The 16903-nt window shown below is 40.1% G+C and carries 19 protein-coding genes; 16 read left to right on the top strand and 3 right to left on the bottom strand.

Translation table 11 applies throughout. The annotated features are described in order from the left end of the window. The first annotated feature begins 156 nt into the window (after positions 1-156). The 8 genes from fabI to L1611_RS05400 all read left to right on the top strand — a co-directional run bounded on the left by fabI (position 157) and on the right by L1611_RS05400 (position 7291). A complete protein-coding gene (gene fabI / locus L1611_RS05435) occupies positions 157-933 on the top strand; it encodes an enoyl-ACP reductase FabI (protein ID WP_236312098.1) in 777 nt (258 codons plus the stop codon). Between the two features lie 212 nt (positions 934-1145). Next, positions 1146-1832: a PIG-L deacetylase family protein gene (locus tag L1611_RS05430; RefSeq protein ID WP_236312097.1), complete on the top strand. Its 687-nt coding sequence runs from the start codon at positions 1146-1148 to the stop codon at positions 1830-1832. Between the two features lie 27 nt (positions 1833-1859). After that, entirely contained in the window at positions 1860-2795 is a 936-nt protein-coding gene (locus tag L1611_RS05425) for an NAD-dependent epimerase/dehydratase family protein (protein ID WP_236312096.1), read from the top strand. Further along, the gene (locus L1611_RS05420; RefSeq protein ID WP_236312095.1) at positions 2792-3448 is read left to right on the top strand and encodes a class I SAM-dependent methyltransferase; all 657 of its coding nucleotides are present in this window, start codon (positions 2792-2794) and stop codon (positions 3446-3448) included. The genes L1611_RS05425 and L1611_RS05420 overlap by 4 nt, the downstream gene beginning before the upstream one ends. Then, entirely contained in the window at positions 3441-4232 is a 792-nt protein-coding gene (locus L1611_RS05415; protein WP_236312094.1) for a glycosyltransferase family 2 protein, read from the top strand. Before L1611_RS05420 ends, L1611_RS05415 begins: the two co-directional genes overlap by 8 nt. A gap of 9 nt (positions 4233-4241) precedes the next feature. Next, on the top strand, positions 4242-5054 hold the full coding sequence (locus tag L1611_RS05410; RefSeq protein ID WP_236312093.1) for a glycosyltransferase family 2 protein: 813 nt from the start codon (positions 4242-4244) through the stop codon (positions 5052-5054). A 41-nt stretch (positions 5055-5095) separates the two neighbouring features. Further along, on the top strand, positions 5096-6223 hold the full coding sequence (gene glf / locus L1611_RS05405) for a UDP-galactopyranose mutase (RefSeq protein WP_236312092.1): 1128 nt from the start codon (positions 5096-5098) through the stop codon (positions 6221-6223). Between the two features lie 81 nt (positions 6224-6304). Next, entirely contained in the window at positions 6305-7291 is a 987-nt protein-coding gene (locus L1611_RS05400) for a glycosyltransferase (protein ID WP_236312091.1), read from the top strand. A 35-nt stretch (positions 7292-7326) separates the two neighbouring features. Here the strand turns inward: L1611_RS05400 and L1611_RS05395 are convergent, their stop codons facing one another. Beyond that, complete coding sequence (locus tag L1611_RS05395) at positions 7327-8277, bottom strand: GDP-mannose 4,6-dehydratase (protein WP_236312090.1); 951 nt, start codon at positions 8275-8277, stop codon at positions 7327-7329. 172 nt (positions 8278-8449) lie between these two features. On the opposite strand from L1611_RS05395, the gene galE reads away from it, so the two are divergent. Genes galE through L1611_RS05380 form a run of 3 tightly spaced genes read left to right on the top strand, consistent with a single transcriptional unit; the run spans position 8450 to position 10906 of the window. Continuing rightward, on the top strand, positions 8450-9433 hold the full coding sequence (gene galE, locus L1611_RS05390) for a UDP-glucose 4-epimerase GalE (protein WP_236312835.1): 984 nt from the start codon (positions 8450-8452) through the stop codon (positions 9431-9433). A 20-nt stretch (positions 9434-9453) separates the two neighbouring features. Further along, entirely contained in the window at positions 9454-10176 is a 723-nt protein-coding gene (locus tag L1611_RS05385; protein ID WP_236312089.1) for a glycosyltransferase family 2 protein, read from the top strand. Between the two features lie 13 nt (positions 10177-10189). Beyond that, positions 10190-10906 (top strand): glycosyltransferase family 2 protein, encoded by a 717-nt coding sequence (locus L1611_RS05380; protein ID WP_236312834.1) that lies wholly within the window; start codon positions 10190-10192, stop codon positions 10904-10906. Between the two features lie 54 nt (positions 10907-10960). Here the strand turns inward: L1611_RS05380 and L1611_RS05375 are convergent, their stop codons facing one another. Further along, complete coding sequence (locus L1611_RS05375; protein ID WP_236312088.1) at positions 10961-11221, bottom strand: hypothetical protein; 261 nt, start codon at positions 11219-11221, stop codon at positions 10961-10963. A gap of 251 nt (positions 11222-11472) precedes the next feature. Between L1611_RS05375 and L1611_RS05370 the strand changes: the two genes are divergently transcribed. The 3 genes from L1611_RS05370 to L1611_RS05360 all read left to right on the top strand — a co-directional run bounded on the left by L1611_RS05370 (position 11473) and on the right by L1611_RS05360 (position 13422). Next, a complete protein-coding gene (locus L1611_RS05370; RefSeq protein ID WP_236312087.1) occupies positions 11473-11682 on the top strand; it encodes a hypothetical protein in 210 nt (69 codons plus the stop codon). A gap of 65 nt (positions 11683-11747) precedes the next feature. After that, positions 11748-12662, top strand: coding sequence for a glycosyltransferase (locus tag L1611_RS05365; RefSeq protein ID WP_236312086.1), 915 nt, complete (start codon positions 11748-11750; stop codon positions 12660-12662). Between the two features lie 13 nt (positions 12663-12675). Next, on the top strand, positions 12676-13422 hold the full coding sequence (locus L1611_RS05360; RefSeq protein WP_236312085.1) for a glycosyltransferase: 747 nt from the start codon (positions 12676-12678) through the stop codon (positions 13420-13422). A 198-nt stretch (positions 13423-13620) separates the two neighbouring features. Here L1611_RS05360 and L1611_RS05355 read toward each other — a convergent pair whose 3' ends face one another. Beyond that, positions 13621-14682 carry a glycosyltransferase family 4 protein gene (locus tag L1611_RS05355; RefSeq protein WP_236312084.1) on the bottom strand — a complete coding sequence of 354 codons (1062 nt, stop codon included), beginning with the start codon at positions 14680-14682 and terminating at the stop codon, positions 13621-13623. A 237-nt stretch (positions 14683-14919) separates the two neighbouring features. Between L1611_RS05355 and L1611_RS05350 the strand changes: the two genes are divergently transcribed. Beyond that, positions 14920-15699, top strand: a complete 780-nt coding sequence (locus L1611_RS05350; RefSeq protein WP_236312083.1) for a sulfotransferase domain-containing protein — start codon at positions 14920-14922, stop codon at positions 15697-15699. A gap of 118 nt (positions 15700-15817) precedes the next feature. Then, the gene (gene wecB, locus L1611_RS05345; protein ID WP_236312082.1) at positions 15818-16900 is read left to right on the top strand and encodes a non-hydrolyzing UDP-N-acetylglucosamine 2-epimerase; all 1083 of its coding nucleotides are present in this window, start codon (positions 15818-15820) and stop codon (positions 16898-16900) included. The last annotated feature ends 3 nt before the right edge of the window (positions 16901-16903 follow it).

Below are 16903 nucleotides of genomic sequence, written 5' to 3'. Positions count from 1 at the left end.
TTTAATCAAGAGAGTGTCAGGCGTCCTGAATGGATCATCACTGGATGACAGGGCGTCCGACACTTTTCTTTTCTTCGAGTGACTGCTATACTCTAATTAGGACTAGGTCATAAGAACAAACGTAAATCATAAAAGTACGTAAAGGAGGCCCATTCAATGAATTTATCATTAGAAAACCGTACATATGTTGTCATGGGAGTAGCCAACAAGAGGAGTATCGCATGGGGAATCGCACGGTCATTGAGTAATGCTGGAGCACGACTAGTATTCACGTATGCCGGTGAACGTTTTGAAAAGGGAGTACGTGATCTTGCAGAATCTCTTGACCGTAAGGATTCTCTTGTCATTCCTTGTGATGTAACAGATGACGAACAAATCAAAGGTGCTTTCACCCGGATCAAGGAAGAAGTCGGTGTCATCCATGGACTGGCCCATTGTATTGCATTTGCGAATGTTGATGAGTTAAAGGGTGAATACTTGAATACGACGAGAGACGGGTTCCTATTGGCTCATAATATCAGTTCCTACTCACTTACAGCTGTAGCAAAGGAAGCACGCGGACTGATGACTGAAGGCGGATCGATTGTGACGATGACCTATCTTGGTGGAGAGCGTGTCGTATCGAACTATAACGTCATGGGCGTTGCCAAAGCTTCACTGGATGCAAGTGTAAAATACCTTGCCAATGATTTAGGAAAGGACGGCATCCGTGTCAATGCCATTTCGGCAGGACCGATCCGTACACTTGCTGCTAAAGGAGTAGGTGATTTCAACAGTATATTGAAAGAAATCGAGGAAAGGGCTCCACTTCGACGTACGACTACCACAGAAGAGGTCGGCGATACGGCTCTTTACTTGATGAGCGATCTATCCAGAGGACTAACTGGTGAAATCCTTCATATAGACAGCGGCTACCACCTTTTAGCCAGATAAGTGATGAGCCATTCCTGATTTCAGGAATGGTTTTTTACATTAGAAATTCTATCCTTTTTCAATACAGTCCTAAAGTTAGACAGTTCATGTTTATATCCTATGCCTAGAGACGAGTTTCCTAGGCGTTTTTTTATGCTTTGGAAAGGTGCCTACACATGAAGACGATTCATGAATACATTAAATTATCACGATGGGTTTAAGGAGTGTGTATTGTGCTAGTAAATGGGGAAGAACGGGTGTTGGTCATTGCTCCACACGCCGATGATGAGGTGTTAGGCTGCGGTGGACTTATTGATAAAGCACGGCATTACGATAACGATGTAAAAGTGATCATAGGTTCAGTAGGAGACATTTCCTTCCAACATAAAAATGAAAGGATCATTGAATCTCAAACAAGAAAACAAGAACTTCGGGAAGCTCTTGTTTATTTGGGTTGTGAAGATCATCAGATTTTATTTGAAAATAAAGAAAGTGCGATGGATACGATTCCAATGAATCAGATCGTCGCGAAATTGGATCGGATTCTACATGGATTTGACCCGACGATGATCTTTATTCCATATCCAAGCTATCACCAAGATCACCAAGTACTGTTTCAGGCGTCCATGGCCAGTTTGCGGCCGGTCCCGAATAGAAACCCTAAATTAGTCGCTATGTATGAATACCCATTGATCGTATGGCAGTATCCAAAGGTAAATGATGTCGGTGAGCTGTACCTGGATATCACAGATTCGATCGATAGGAAAGTGGATGCATTCTGCAAACATCAATCACAAATCCGAACTTCAGAACATTTGATATCACCAGAAAATATCAAAAAATGGGCTGCAAAAAGAGGAATGGAAACTGGAGTGGGCTATGCAGAGAAGTATCACCTCATTCGGGGGCAGCTGTTATAAAGTTCAAATGTTAAATGAGGGATGAATATGAAGGTACTTATTACAGGAGGTTGTGGGTTCATTGGTTCCCATATCGCAGAACTCCTGGCAGCACAAGGCTATGAAGTAGTAGTGATCGACAACCTGAGCAGCGGGAACTACCGATCAGATATTTATCCAATTCACTATTATGAGATAGATTTTACATCAATGGAAATGGAAGGGATTTTTGAAAAGGAGCGCCCGGAATTTGTCATTCATCTTGCGGCTCAAGTGGATATCAAGACGTCGATGGAAAATCCAGTTTTTGACGCCGAAATCAATATCCTTGGAACTATAAGACTCTTACAAATGTGTCGTATACATGAGGTAAAAAGATTCATATTCGCATCTACATCTGCCGTTTATGGTGACCTAGGAGGACAATCTGCAGATGAGGCTTCTTCGCTTAATCCGATCTCTTTTTATGGAATATCGAAACTAGCATCTGAAAAATATATTCAGCAATTCAATCAACAATTTGGCCTTCCTTTCACCATTTTCAGATATTCCAACGTGTATGGGCCGCGTCAGCGGTCAGACAATGAAGGAGGCGTTGTCCCGATATTCATCAAACTGCTTACTGAGGGAAGGATTCCGGTGATTTATGGAGATGGCAAGCAAACGAGAGATTTCATCCACGTGGAGGATGTGGCGCGTGCTAACCTGTCAGCAATTGAAAAAAATGTTGATGGTGTCATGAACATAAGCAGCATGAGTGACACAACAATCAATCGGTTATATAAGCTCATTTCCGGGTTCTTCCGCTACGACAAAGATCCACTCTATCTACCTAACAGGCATGGGGATATCTTATTTAGCCGGCTTGTAAATAAAAAGGCGGAAACGCGATTAGGGTGGAAACCTCGTTTGCGATTGGAAGAGGGGATTTGTCAAATGATACAGACTGTCACGGTAAAGAACAGGGAGGGAACCGATAAATGAGAAATTTTTCGAAAAGACCAGTCAGCAGACAATTTGGATTTGACCGAGGACAACCTATAGATCGCTATTTCATTGAAAGGTTTTTAAAAGAAAAAAAACATTTTATAAAAGGGAAGGTTCTCGAGATCGGAGAGAACAGATATACGGAGCAATTCGGAGATCAGATTGAACGTTCAGATGTATTTGACATTGATCGATACCCTGGCGTGACGATAACCGGAAATCTGGAAACAGGTGAAAATGTACCGGACTCTGAATACGACTGTTTCATCCTGACACAAGTGATCCACATCATCTATGACTTTAAACAAGCACTGCGGAATGCATTGAAAACATTGAAGCCTGGCGGGGTTCTCCTTGTCACCTTCCCTGGACTCAGCCAAAGCTGCAAAACGAAAGAGTATGGTGATTATTGGCGCTTTACCAGAATGGCGATAGAAAGATTCTTCTACGAGATTGAAACAGTTGGGGAGATGGCAATCGAAACCTATGGGAATCTAGGTATTGCACAAGCTTTTTTGGAGGGAAGAGCTGTCCATGAAATCCCTAGGAGTCTATTCGCTTATAATGATCCCCGTTATGAAGTCATCCATATGGCGGCAATAACCAAAAAGGATCCTTATTCCCATTCAAGTGGTGAAGAACATGAATAAAAGTGAAGTGACAGTCCTTACGGCTTCTTTTAATCCAGGGGAGTATTTACGAACTGCTGTCGACAGCGTCCGTAAGCAAACCTACAAGGAATGGAGGCATGTCATCGTGGATGATGCATCTGAGGATGACAGTCTGTCTTCAATCATAGATCACCTGGATGATCCACGGGTGACCCTTATCAAGAATGAACAGAATTTAGGCCAATCGAGATCCCAGAACATGGGACTCTCTCATGTCGAAACCCCATTCATTCTGATGTTGGATAGCGATGACTGGTTGTTTGATTATACGATTGAAAAGCTGTTGGACGAAGCGAACAAGGTTTCGGAAGATGTAGCACTCATTTGCGGTAATAAGGAAGTAGTATTTGATTACGGGGGAAAAATCCTAGGGAAATATCAGGATAAATGGGGAAGGTCTTTTGAAGATCGGTATGAATTCCTACTAGCAAACTATGTTCCCTATCCTAGATTTTATAGGACGTCAGCTCTCCGGAAGGTGGGAGGGTGGCCGACGGATGATCCATACGAAGGCCGCTATCTTGAGGACCGTAGAATGGATGTACGATTGATTGAGCATTACAAAATCCATTGGATCGATGAGATGCTCTATAATTATCGAAAACATACAGACAGTTTGACCAATCATATCGATCCTATTAATGAAATGATCGAATGGAACATCCGAGATGCCCTGAAAAGGTGGAAAAGTCGATATGAACCAGTATTCCGTATGAACAACGGAACGAAGGAGCTTGCTTCATTAGAAAAAAGGAAAGGTTAGGAGGCTATTATGGAAGCAGAAGTGACCGTCTTGATTCCTTTTTATAATCCCGGAAGACGATTCCTGAGAGAAGCACTGAGGAGTGTTTTCGAACAGACGTATCAAAAATGGAAGATCGTTTTAGTGAACGATGCTTCTTCGGATGATTCGGTCGATTGTATAAAAGAATTCACTGATGATCCCAGAGTGACACTCCTCACCCACGAGTTCAATAAGGGCCAATCGCATGCACAGAATACCGGACTCGATGTCATTGACACTCCTTTCATCATCAAACTTGACAGCGATGATTGGTTTTTCCCTGAAACGCTTGAAAAGATGGCCGCTGAAATGAAATGGCTGCCTGGAGATGTAGCTCTCCTATGGGGAAGGAAAACAGATGTATATGAGGATAGGGAGGGGAATACGTGTCTGAGGGTGCCTCGAAAAGAAGGTGCATCCTATTCGGACAAATATGAATTCCTCCTTTCAAATGATGTTCCTTTCCCAAGGTTTTACCGGACAGAAGCATTGAAAAGGGTAGGAGGTTGGCCGACAGACGATCCATGGGATGGACGGGTGATGGAAGATCGGCGAATCGATGTCAGGTTGATTGAACGGTATAAGATCCACTGGATTGACGAAATGTTATACAATTACAGGCAGCATCCATTCAATGCTACGAAAAAGCTCGATCTTTACAATGAAGTATTCGAATGGCATATCTTTGACACTTTGCGTAGATGGGGGAAAGAGTATGAACCAGAATTCAAGTTTCGTTGCGGTTGGAAACAGCTCGCTGCTCTTCATCCAATAGAAAAAAGGAAAAGTTTATTTGATTAAGCATATAATACGTACAAATAAGTATGGGTGAGGGGATTGGATTGAAAATCGATTGGCTGATCGTAGGCGCAGGATTTACTGGCTGTATCCTTGCAGAACAGATTGCCAGCCGGTTGGATCAAAACGTGTTGATTGTTGAGAAACGGGACCATATTGGCGGGAATGCTTATGATTGTTATGATGAAAACGGGGTCCTCGCCCACCAATATGGTCCTCATCTATTTCATACGAACTCGAAGAAAGTTTGGGACTATCTTTCAACCTTTACAGAATGGCTTTTTTACCAGCACCATGTATTAGCTGTGATTGATGGAAAAAAGGTGCCCGTTCCATTTAACCTGAACTCCCTCCATATGTTATTTCCTATTGGATATGCGAACAAAATGGAAATGAAATTGATCGATCGGTATGGCTTGGGAAAGAAAGTCCCTATTCTTGAGATGATTGAGGATAGTGACGAAGAAATCCAACAATTAGCTGATTTCGTTTATAAGAAAGTATTTCTAGGTTATACGTTGAAACAGTGGGGAATTGATCCAAAAAACCTGGATTCTTCTGTAACCGCAAGAGTACCCATACATATAAGCAGAGATGACCGTTATTTCCAGGATAAATATCAAGCCGTTCCGAAAAGCGGCTATACTGCTATGTTCAAAAATATTATCAAAAATCCGAATATCAAAATATTGCTAAAAACAGATTACAAAGAGCTAAAGGATCGTTTTTCAGCTGCGAAGATGGTCTATACTGGCCCAATCGATGAGTTCTTTGATTATAAATATGGAGAGTTGCCGTACCGCAGCCTCAATTTTAAATCCATCCATCATAGCAATACAGATTATTATCAGGAAACCTCGCAAATCAATTATCCGAACGATTATGATTTTACGAGGATAACGGAATACAAACATATCACACAACAAAAGACAGCTGGAACAACCATCATGGTCGAAGAAGCATGTCCTTATTTACGCGGTATGAACGACCCTTATTACCCTATCCCGAATAAAGAACATACTGAGTTATACCGTAAATATCATGCAGAAGCAGATAAAATAAAGAATAGAGTTCTTTTTATCGGAAGATTGGCGGAATATCGCTATTATAATATGGATCAAGTTGTCGCAAGAGCTCTTCAGACGTTTGAAAGACAAATTATCAATAAGTAAGACCTATCCAGGTTTTCAAAACGTTGATTCTTCATTCAGTTTAGAAAAATAATTTACCATTAAAAAAAGGGAGTGGTTTTTTTGATCGTTTCCGTGGTAAGGGCTGTTCATAACGGCGAGGAATATCTTACAGAAGCTATAGACAGTATCACTTCTCATACATATTCAAAAATGGAACTCATTATTGTCAACGATGCTTCAAGAGACGACACGAAAAAGATTTTAGATGATTATTCCGACAACCGTATTAAAGTCATCCATTTAAAAACGAATATGGGTGCAGCGTATGCGCTAAATTTAGCGATTGAGCATGCAAATGGAGACTGGATAGCGGTTCATGATGCGGATGATCTAAGCTACCCCAATCGATTAGAAGAACAAGTCAATTATATAAAAAAGCATCCTGAATTGATCGGAGTTGGGTCTTTTATAGAATGTATCACCTGCCCAAATTCCCAGTACTCTGAACGTGAGTTACGCCAAATAGAATTTGGAAGAAACCATACGTTGGACGGCGACCAAATAAAATCAGCCCTATATCATGGATGTCCCTTCACACATGGTACGATCATGTATTCAAAAAAAGCAATTCTTAAAGCGGGTCGATATGATCCAACTCTAAGAATTGCTTATGATTATGATTTATGGACCCGTTTAATCACAATAGGTCCTATCATAAATGTGCCTGAAGTCTTATACAAATACCGTCGCTATAATGAATCATTATCCAGTAAAAATATAACTCGAACGAATGAAGAACTGTTGTATTCGTTTTTAAAGTATATTCGCAAGAGTTGTTTTATGGACAATTCAAATAAACCATCTGTTGCGATATTTGGAAACCTAGGTTCAGAAAAATTAACATTGCCCAATGATATAAATGTGAAGACTATCTTTAGTAAAGGTGATAGCAGTACGATAAACCACTCATTAACATTACTTAAAGAAGAAAAAATTGATGGGATCATTATACTGAATAACTTAAGTGGATGGACTACCGTTATAAGGCAACTTCAAATCAATGGATTAGAATTGAATAAGGAATTTTTCGCGTTTTATCTTGCTTAAGTATTGATTTTTCCTTCAGAAAGCATTTGTATATTCTATATCTGATTTTTATATTCTTCTATCATACGAGTCAACCCTTCTTGCAATTCGATTCTTGGTTTCCACCCCAATACACTAATAGCTTTTGAAATATCTGGACATCGAACTTTAGGGTCATCTTCAGGTAGCTCCTTGTAAACGATATTACTGGTCGTATTGGTTAGTTTTTTGACAAGCTTCGCAACCTCCAGGATAGTATATTCTTTGGGATGCCCAATGTTAAAAATCTCTCCGTTGGATCGTTCAGATGCCATCATTTTTCGAAAAGCGGTGATCGTATCTTCAATATAACAGAACGTACGCGTTTGAGAGCCTTTTCCATAAACCGTCAAATCCTCTCCTTTTAAAGCTTGGGTGACAAAATTTGATATGACTCTTCCATCCTCTTGCCACAATCCTGAAGAGTAAGTATTAAAAATTCTCGCAACCGTAACTCTTGTGTCATATAAAGAATGGTACAAATAACAATAAACTTCACCAAGCCGTTTGGACTCGTCATAACATGCTCTTGGTCCCCATGTATTTACATTTCCTTTATAATTTTCTGATTGTGGGTGGATCTCAGGGTCCCCATATATTTCACTTGTACTGGAATAAAGCATCTTGGCTCCATGCTTTTTGGTCAATTCAAGCATGTGCATCGTTCCAACCGTATTGACAGAAATGGTGTTAAAAGGTGACGCTTGATACCATTTCGGTGAGGCTGGAGAAGCGAGATGATAGACCTCATCAATCTTGACCATCTTTTCATTATCAAGGATGGATTGTTGAGTAATATCCGCTTTAATGAATTGAAACTGGGGAAATGGATTCAATTTATCTATATTACTTATTCTTCCTGTTGAAATATTGTCAACCCCGATCACTTCATATCCTTCCGTGAGGAGCTTCAAAGCCAAATTAGATCCTAAAAAGCCTGCAACCCCCGTAATAACGGCTTTCGTCATTTTATTTCTCCTTTTACCGTCCATTAATTTTTTTAAAATTGTTTTAAATAAAACCGAATTGCACGGTTTAACTAGGACTCTAATACTTTATTAAGACATAGGTCTGGATATTTTTATGTATTCAGTATGAAATTGGTGAATGGACAAATGGATTGGAAAGGCAGATGGAACTATGATTCTTGTTACAGGAGGAGCTGGATATATCGGTAGTCATGTCGTGAAGGGGCTTTTGGATGCCCATCATCAAGTAGTCGTTCTTGATAACCTTTCAACCGGCCATAAGGAAGCGGTCGATGAACGTGCACATTTTATTAAGGGGGATGTAAAGAACTGCGAAGACGTAGAAGGTGTTCTGGAAAAATTTCCGATAAGAGCGGTCATGCATTTTTCGGCAAACTGCTATGTCGGGGAGTCTGTCACGCAACCTAGGAAGTATTATGAAAATAATGTTGCAAGCATGATCACCCTATTAGGAATAATGAGGGATAACGGTGTAAATAAGCTCATCTTTTCATCTTCTTGTGCAGTGTATGGAATTCCGGAAAACCCTGAAATAAATGAACGAATGGAGACAAATCCGATATCACCTTACGGACGTACTAAACTGGTGGCTGAAGAGATGATCAAGGATTTTTCTTTTGCCTATGGACTTGAATATATCAACCTCAGATATTTCAATGTTGCGGGGGCAGATCCTGATGGGAAACTAGGGGAAGATCATCACCCAGAAACACATATCATCCCCAATATTTTGCTCCATTTAGCAGGGAAACAGCCCTATATAACAGTATATGGCAGTGACTATGAAACACGGGACGGAACCTGCATACGAGACTACATCCACGTATGCGATTTAGCGAAAGGCCATATTCTCGCATTGGAACATTTGCTTAACAATCAGGTGAAAAATAACACCTTTAACCTTGGAAATGGGAATGGCTATTCTGTCCGGGAGCTCATTGACACTTGCGAGAAAATCACCGGCATGAAAGCAAAGGTTGTAATTGAACCGAGACGAAAGGGTGATCCGCCAAGACTCATTGCAAACAGTAGTAAAATAGTTGGAGAATTAGGCTGGAAACCGGATTATGGCCTGACCGACATGGTCCAGACAGCATGGGATTGGTATCAGAAAAATCCTGACGGATATGTATGAGGGATGAAAGGGGAGGGAATATGGTTTCGGTGATAACTTGTACAATGAGAGATTCATGCCTTGAAAATGTATTCAATAATTACGCCCGGCAAAAATGGGAGGATAAAGAACTTATTATCGTTTTGACGAAAGTAGAAATGGATCAGGATAGGTGGGAAACGGAAGCAAAAAAACATAAGAACGTTTCCATCTTCAAAGTGACAGATGGTGGTTCCTCACTAGGGAAGTGCTTAAATTTTGCTGTGGAACAGACGAAATACGAAATCATCGCAAACTTTGAAGATGACGACTATTACGCCCAAGACTATTTGAATGATTCATTATCAGCTATGGAGCTGACAAATGCTGATGTTATCGGAAAAACGACGGTTTATTTATTTATGCCGGAAAGAAAGGTTTTGGCGATTTTTAATTCCAATAATGAGCATCAATATGTCAATGACCAAACAAAGATCGGAAAACAGTACTTACAAGGCGGGACACTCGTAATGAAACGCCATGTCTTTGAAAGAGTCCTGTTCCGTGATCAGATTCGTGAACTTGACAGGTTCTTCTGTAACGACTGTGTTTCTGAAGGATTCAAGGTATACTCTTCAGATAAAGACAATTTCGTATATATACGAAATGATTCAGGGGGCACGCACACATGGAAGGTACCAAACGATATCATTCTGAGTGTCTGTAAGGTTGTAGCCTACACTGAGGATTTTGAACCGTACATCATCAAAAAACGGGGGGGATAGAACATTGATCAGCGTGCTCGCATGTACCAACAAAGAATATTCTCTTCCTATGATCCTTGAAAACTATTACAGGCAGACGTGGAAGGAAAAAGAATTGATCATCATCTTGAATAAAGATTCTCTAAGTCTTGAAGATTGGAAATTGAAAGTAGCTGATGATCCAGAAATCAAAGTCCTCCAGCTGAAAGAGAATACGTCCCTCGGCGAATGTTTAAATAGAGGGGTGGAGGAGGCGGCTTATGATTATATTTCCAAATTTGATGATGATGATTTTTATACGGGGGATTATCTGGCGCATAGTATGGAAACATTGAGAAAGTCAAAAGCAAAGGTTGTCGGCAAAACGACGATTTATATGTATTTTGAAGATGATCGAACCTTATATGCATTCAATCCTTACAAATTCGCCAGACAAGAAGACCAGGAAACAGAGAATCGGTATGATCCTAAGGTGATGATGGGAGGCACGCTTCTTTTCGAAAAGAGTGTAAACCGTTTAGCACCTTTTCAGCCGTGTAATACAGGGGAGGATGCAAAATTCTGTGAAGGATGCATTGAAAAAGGTATCCCGATCTTTTCAGGTACGAAAGACCATTACGTTTATATTCGGAATTCGTTGGAGGCCCATACTTGGAAGATCAAAAACCAGAAGCTGAAGAGGTTTTGTACACCTATCATAAAAACGGACGATTTCCGCTCTTATTTGGAGAATTTGAAAGCTGGCAATTGAAAGAAAAAACCTGATTTGTTGTCAAATCAGGTTCTTTTACTTAAGGATTATGAGTTAGCTTAAGACGCGGATCGCATCGACTTTACGGCAATCTACGATGAATGGATAGTCGTCATCTAAGAAAGTTACACAGCAAGATTTCTTATCAAAGCATGCGAAAATCAAATCTGCAAATTCTTCCCCATCAATAATCAAGTCTACTGTCTCACCGGAACGTAGTTTTCTCAATTCGTCACAGACACAGCCGTCACACTTGTCGTCTCTTCTTCGATCGTCTCTTTTGTCACATCCGCAATCTTTATCAAATAAACTCATTTCGTTTCCTCCTTTATAAAAAGTGTGTATGCACCCCAAAATGCATATTAGAAAGGGTTACTATACTATATTGCAATTGATGTCCTTTTGAATGGGTCAAGACCTACTCCTATCAAAAATGGATGTTAGCCTTGTCCGCACACAACCAATTTTTGGTTACATACATGGTTGTCCATGCAACTCGACATATTGCCACATATATATAAAGAAGCATCGATTGTGATGCTAATTAACATAAAAGGAGTGTTAAAATGGCTAGTACTAAACTGGTTTATATGCGCCGACTCTTTGGAAGAATTTTAACTGAAGTAGCTGTCGAAAACTCAGATGCTGATTTGATTTTGACAAACGTTGTCCTATTAGAAGTAGGTAGGGACTGGTGTTTGTTCAATCAGGGTGGATCTGGTGGTTTAGGGACTATTTGGGTTCCGACCAGAAATATCGTTGGGATCATAATCTAACAACCAAAGTTTGAGGTTGTCTCATTTTTTGAGTCAACCTCAAACAATCTATTTAAGGTGATTACATGAAACTGAATGTTTTATTCATTACAAGATATATGGGGTCTTTTATTGAAAAAAGTACTTACTATCTGGCGAATGAACTGGATAAATTATGCAATCTAACCTATTGGTATGAAGATGGAAACTTACCAGATATCATCGCTCAGCTTCCACAATCTCCAGATTTCATCTTATTCAATGATCAGAAACCTGACTATTGTCCCTGGATCCGGAATATCGATAAAGTGACTATTCCAAAAGGTGCACTTGTTCATGATATGCATTACCGGATAGGTCGACGGAAAAAAATGTACCAGAAGAACCATATTGAACATTTATTCGTCCAGTATCGGGATGCGTTCTTAAGATGGTATCCAGAATTCAAACAGCAAATGATCTGGCTGCCTCATCATGTCCCTGGTCATATATTTACAGAATACAATCTACCAAAAGAGATTAATCTTCTTATGCTTGGAAGTATGATTGAACATCTGTACCCACTTAGAGTCCACTTATTCAATACACTTTCAAAACGGACTGATTTCCTTTATGTCCAACATCCGGGTTATCGTAACCTACCCTCGAATGCAAAGGCGATGACAGGTGAAAATTACGCTAAATTATTGAACCGGGCAAAGATATTTTTGACTTGCGACTCAATCTATAAATATCCAGTATTGAAATACTTTGAATCACTTGCATGCGGCACTTTACTATTAGCCTCAGGTTCAAAGGAACTTCAAGACTTAGGGTTCATCGATGGAGAGACTTTTATTGAAATAAATGACCATGACGTTCTGGAAAAAGTGAATGTTAATCTTAAAAACGAATCCCGACGGAACCGGATTGTAAGTAAGGGAAAACGTCTGATCCAGCAAAAACATACCACTGAAGTCAGGGCGAAGGAGCTGATCGGTCATATTGAAAGGCTTATTTAGTGAGGGAAGGAGGATGAATCCAATTACACCGAAAGTTTCGATTATAATACCTTTTTATAATTGTCAATATATTGATCGCGCAATTGAAAGTGCCTTAAACCAATCCTATAATAATTGTGAAATCATCGTCATTGATGATGGATCGACACAACATGTCGAACGTATCAATCCTTATAAAGGGAAAATTACTTATATAAAAAAGGGGAACGGAGGAACTGCAAGCGCCCTTAACCTAGGGATCCTTCATGCCAAGGGGGAATATTTTTCCTGGTTAAGTTCGGATGACATGTACCATCCTGAAAAAATCAGAAAGCAACTTCAGTTCATGCAAGATCAGCAAGCTGTCATTTCTTATGGGAACTATTATTTGATGAATGCACGTGATCATATCACAAGTGAACCTGTCGGCGTAGGCTTTGCAGACAAATGGTTTTTCCTTAAAACGATGCGATCGGGGTGTATCATCAATGGGTGTACTGTGATGGCAAAAATCAATGCCATTAAAGAGATTGGAATGTTTGATGAATCCTTGCCTTTTACGCATGATTACGATCTTTGGCTGAGGTTGATACCAAAATATGATTTTCCTTATTTCCCAGAACCTTTAGTATATTACAGAATTCATGGAGCGATGGGCTCAAAAGTTCATAAAGAGGTTATACGAAATGAGATCCATAAAGTCAAGAGGAAGCACCGGGATCAGATGAGCAGGTTGATCAATATGATCACACGCGCAAAAAGAAATCAAAGGTATTTATAACAAAACTGGCATCAATCCCTCTCACTTCTGGGAGAGACTGTAGCCAGTTTTTGTTTTGGGTAAGAAAAGGTGGGGGAGACAAAATGAGTATTACTTAAGAAGTTATCCAAGCAGAACCGAACTTTGTTTGGTTCGAACCTTCTCGTCGGATTTCCAGTGACCTTCGTGGCTAAACAGGGCAATTCCGCTTTTATTGATTCATAGATTTGTGTACATGTTCATGAATTCGGACGCATAACGTTCCAGAGAAAAGGTTTGTTTAAGATGATACTTTGCATTGACGGTCAAGAAGTTACGAAATTTGGAATTTGCCAATAATCGTTCTCCTTGTAAGACCGCTTTCATCACATTACCTTGTTCGATAAAAAGACCTGATACCTGATTTTCTATGATGTTACGGACACCATCCGAATCAGTGGTGAGGATCGGGCAACCACAGCTTATAGCCTCTACGATCGTATAGCCAAAACCCTCCACCTGAGATGTTGAACATAAAAAACCTCCAGAATCTGCGATTTCAGAGTAGTATTTCGCCATCAGATGATTTTTTATGTTGTTATGGATTACAAGGTTATTCGATAACTTTGCAGATTCTTTTTTCCTCAAGAACCTTTGTTTCTGAGAATGTTCAAAGATCGTGTCATCAATGAACATCCACAGTTTTAATGTGCTATTCCGTTCAATCATTTTTTCTCCGATTTCAAGGAAAAACTTCCAATTTTTATTTTTTTCGATCCTTCCGACCCAAGCGATGATTGGAGAAGGTGGTTTTTGCACTTTCACGTGATGAAAGGTCTCGTTATCAAAGCAATTATGGATTGGGAAGCGTGGCAAAGCTGAAAGGTAGTTGTTGGATAATCGAATCAAATGTTCTGTTTTGGGAAGCAAAATCCCATCAGCAGCTCTATTAATGATGGGGTTATGCTGGATGAAGAAACGTTCTGTTGACCTGTAATTACCCAGGCCTTGGAGCTCGAATACCAGTTTCCCCTTATACCCAGACCTTCTGATTACTTGAAGGAGTTGGTAATCTGTACAAACGACAATCAGGTCATATTGTTCCCTTTTGATCAAGGCTGTTATCGCCAAAGGATCACTCATTATGAACGTTTTGATACCTGAGATATTTTGGTGGCCTGATCCTCGCTCTTTGTATAGCAAGTGGCATTCTATACCAACATTGCCAAGTGCCTTGATTCGGTGCCTGTTGAGTGTCTCGACACCCCCACTGGATATGAAATAAGTGAAAAGGACCTTCATTCTAGTTAAACTCCCCTCTTCTTGAAGATTATTGAATTATATATATGTTTCCACATCTGTAACTGCTTGTACTGATCACCAATAGTACAGATCAATTGGAAAAATGTAATTTCATAGGAAAGTTGTCCAATCATCCTCAATGGTCGGTTCATAGGATGTAAAAGCCTTTGAATATAAGGTATAAATCAAAAATGAACTTTACAGAGCCAAATATAAAAATGGAAGAGAGGGAAAATATTGGTAACAAATGAGTCACAAGGGCTGCCGCCATTTTTGCTGAATACGATCCCGAAAAGTGGAACCCATTTAGTAAAACAGATGTTACGAGGCATTCCAGGGATGAATCATCACCCGGATAAAGGAATGTTCGGGCATATACAATATCAGACGTCTATACAGCTTGAGAGAATCAAAGATCTTACAAACAATGAATTTGTGAATGGACACCTGTTTTATAGTACAGAATGGGAGACGTTTTTCAAGGAATTAAGTATGAAGCAAATATTCGTCTACCGGGATCCACGGGATGTCATTGTGTCATATGCCTATTTCATACCTGCATTAAAAATTCACCCTTTATACGATACGTTCAAACAGGAAGGTTTCACACATCGTGATCGTATCAAGTTCCTCATCAAAGGCGGCCAACCGACCGATCCGAAAAAAGCTTATCAGCCAGATGTACTGGAGTGGTACAAAAGCTTTTCAACATGGATCGGAAAAGACAATGTACATCCTGTCCGCTTTGAAGATTTGATTTCGTCTGATACAAGTAGGTTGCAAGCAACACATAGGATCGTTAAATTTCTTTGGGGAGATCTTTCTATGCCATCCAGCAGGCAAGAAATGGTCGGGAAAATGATCCAGAATATCGATCCAGGCACTTCCCCGACATTCCGAAAAGGAAAGATCGGCGGGTGGAAAGATGAAATGGATGGGGAACTCCGATCGACATTCAAAAAAGTAGCAGGTCCACTGTTGATCGAGCTTGGCTATGAAAAAAATCTGGATTGGTAATGTAAAATTGCGCCTATTTGAATTTATTTAAGCGATTATAGGGGCTTGTCTATGCTTGCATGATACCCGTGTCATAGGTTAATAGGAGAAAGCCTGAGGATAATGAAAGGGGTTTGGTATGAAAGTCTTGACGATTCTGGGTACACGTCCAGAGATCATACGTTTAAGTCTGATCTTGAAAAAACTGGATCAATGGGCTGATCAGCATATATTGGTCCATACTGGTCAGAATTTTGTTTATAACTTAAGTGAAATATTCTTTAAAGAACTGGATTTACGGATGCCTGATTACATTTTACAGACTAAGCAACAGTCATTAGGGAGTCAATTAGCATCCATGTTTGAACGAATTGAAGAAATCCTGTTACGGGAAAAACCCGATAAAGTTCTCGTTCTAGGTGATACGAATAGTGCATTGAGTGCGGTGCTAGCTGAACGAATGAGCATCCCTGTCATCCATATGGAGGCTGGAAACAGATGCTTCGATTTAGCTGTCCCAGAGGAGAAAAACAGGAAAGTGATCGATGCGATTTCCACCTATAATCTCCCCTATACACCGAATAGCAGGGATAACTTGCTACGTGAAGGGATTCCGAGCAATCGGATCATGTTATTTGGAAATCCTATCTATGAAGTGCTTAAACATTACGAAAAAACAATTGATAACAGCAAGATCATGGCCAAATTGGATCTAAGTCCACAGGAGTATTTCCTTGTGACAACCCATCGTGCAGAAAATGTAGACAATCCTGTGCATCTGGTTGAAATTTTCGAAGGACTTAACTCTATCGCTGAAACCTACAATAAACCGATCATATGCAGTATCCATCCCCGTACGAAATCCAAGTTGGAAAACCTAACACAATTGACCCACCATCCAAACATACGATTCTTTGATCCTTTTGGATTCTTCGATTTTGTCCAGCTTGAAAAACAAGCTCTTTGCGTATTGACTGACAGCGGGACAGTTCAGGAGGAATGTTGCATCTTCAAAGTTCCTACCGTCACGATCCGAAACAGTACCGAACGTCCAGAAACCGTCGATTGTGGAAGTAATGTCGTGTCTGGATTGAACAGGAAGCGCATATTGGATGCAGTTAGAATCATGATAAACCAAGATTCGGAGTGGGAATGTCCAGTTGGTTATCTTGAAAAGCAAGTTTCACATAAAGTAGTTCAATTTTTATTAGGAGGTCGCTGACTA

Origin of the sequence: Pseudalkalibacillus salsuginis (genome assembly GCF_021646685.1) — a bacterium.
GTDB classification, from domain to species: Bacteria; Bacillota; Bacilli; order Bacillales; family Fictibacillaceae; genus Pseudalkalibacillus; species Pseudalkalibacillus salsuginis.
Note: the sequence above shows the minus strand (reverse complement) of the source record. Positions and strands in the feature narration are given on the sequence as shown.

Coding starts and splice junctions, on each gene's coding strand:
- fabI (WP_236312098.1), top strand. CDS start 157: ATGAATTTATCATTAGAAAACCGTACATATGTTGTCATGGGAGTAGCC.
- L1611_RS05425 (WP_236312096.1), top strand. CDS start 1,860: ATGAAGGTACTTATTACAGGAGGTTGTGGGTTCATTGGTTCCCATATC.
- L1611_RS05420 (WP_236312095.1), top strand. CDS start 2,792: ATGAGAAATTTTTCGAAAAGACCAGTCAGCAGACAATTTGGATTTGAC.
- L1611_RS05415 (WP_236312094.1), top strand. CDS start 3,441: ATGAATAAAAGTGAAGTGACAGTCCTTACGGCTTCTTTTAATCCAGGG.
- L1611_RS05410 (WP_236312093.1), top strand. CDS start 4,242: ATGGAAGCAGAAGTGACCGTCTTGATTCCTTTTTATAATCCCGGAAGA.
- L1611_RS05395 (WP_236312090.1), bottom strand. CDS start 8,277: ATGACGAAAGCCGTTATTACGGGGGTTGCAGGCTTTTTAGGATCTAAT.
- galE (WP_236312835.1), top strand. CDS start 8,450: ATGATTCTTGTTACAGGAGGAGCTGGATATATCGGTAGTCATGTCGTG.
- L1611_RS05385 (WP_236312089.1), top strand. CDS start 9,454: ATGGTTTCGGTGATAACTTGTACAATGAGAGATTCATGCCTTGAAAAT.
- L1611_RS05375 (WP_236312088.1), bottom strand. CDS start 11,221: ATGAGTTTATTTGATAAAGATTGCGGATGTGACAAAAGAGACGATCGA.
- L1611_RS05370 (WP_236312087.1), top strand. CDS start 11,473: ATGGCTAGTACTAAACTGGTTTATATGCGCCGACTCTTTGGAAGAATT.
- L1611_RS05365 (WP_236312086.1), top strand. CDS start 11,748: ATGAAACTGAATGTTTTATTCATTACAAGATATATGGGGTCTTTTATT.
- L1611_RS05360 (WP_236312085.1), top strand. CDS start 12,676: ATGAATCCAATTACACCGAAAGTTTCGATTATAATACCTTTTTATAAT.
- L1611_RS05355 (WP_236312084.1), bottom strand. CDS start 14,682: ATGAAGGTCCTTTTCACTTATTTCATATCCAGTGGGGGTGTCGAGACA.
- wecB (WP_236312082.1), top strand. CDS start 15,818: ATGAAAGTCTTGACGATTCTGGGTACACGTCCAGAGATCATACGTTTA.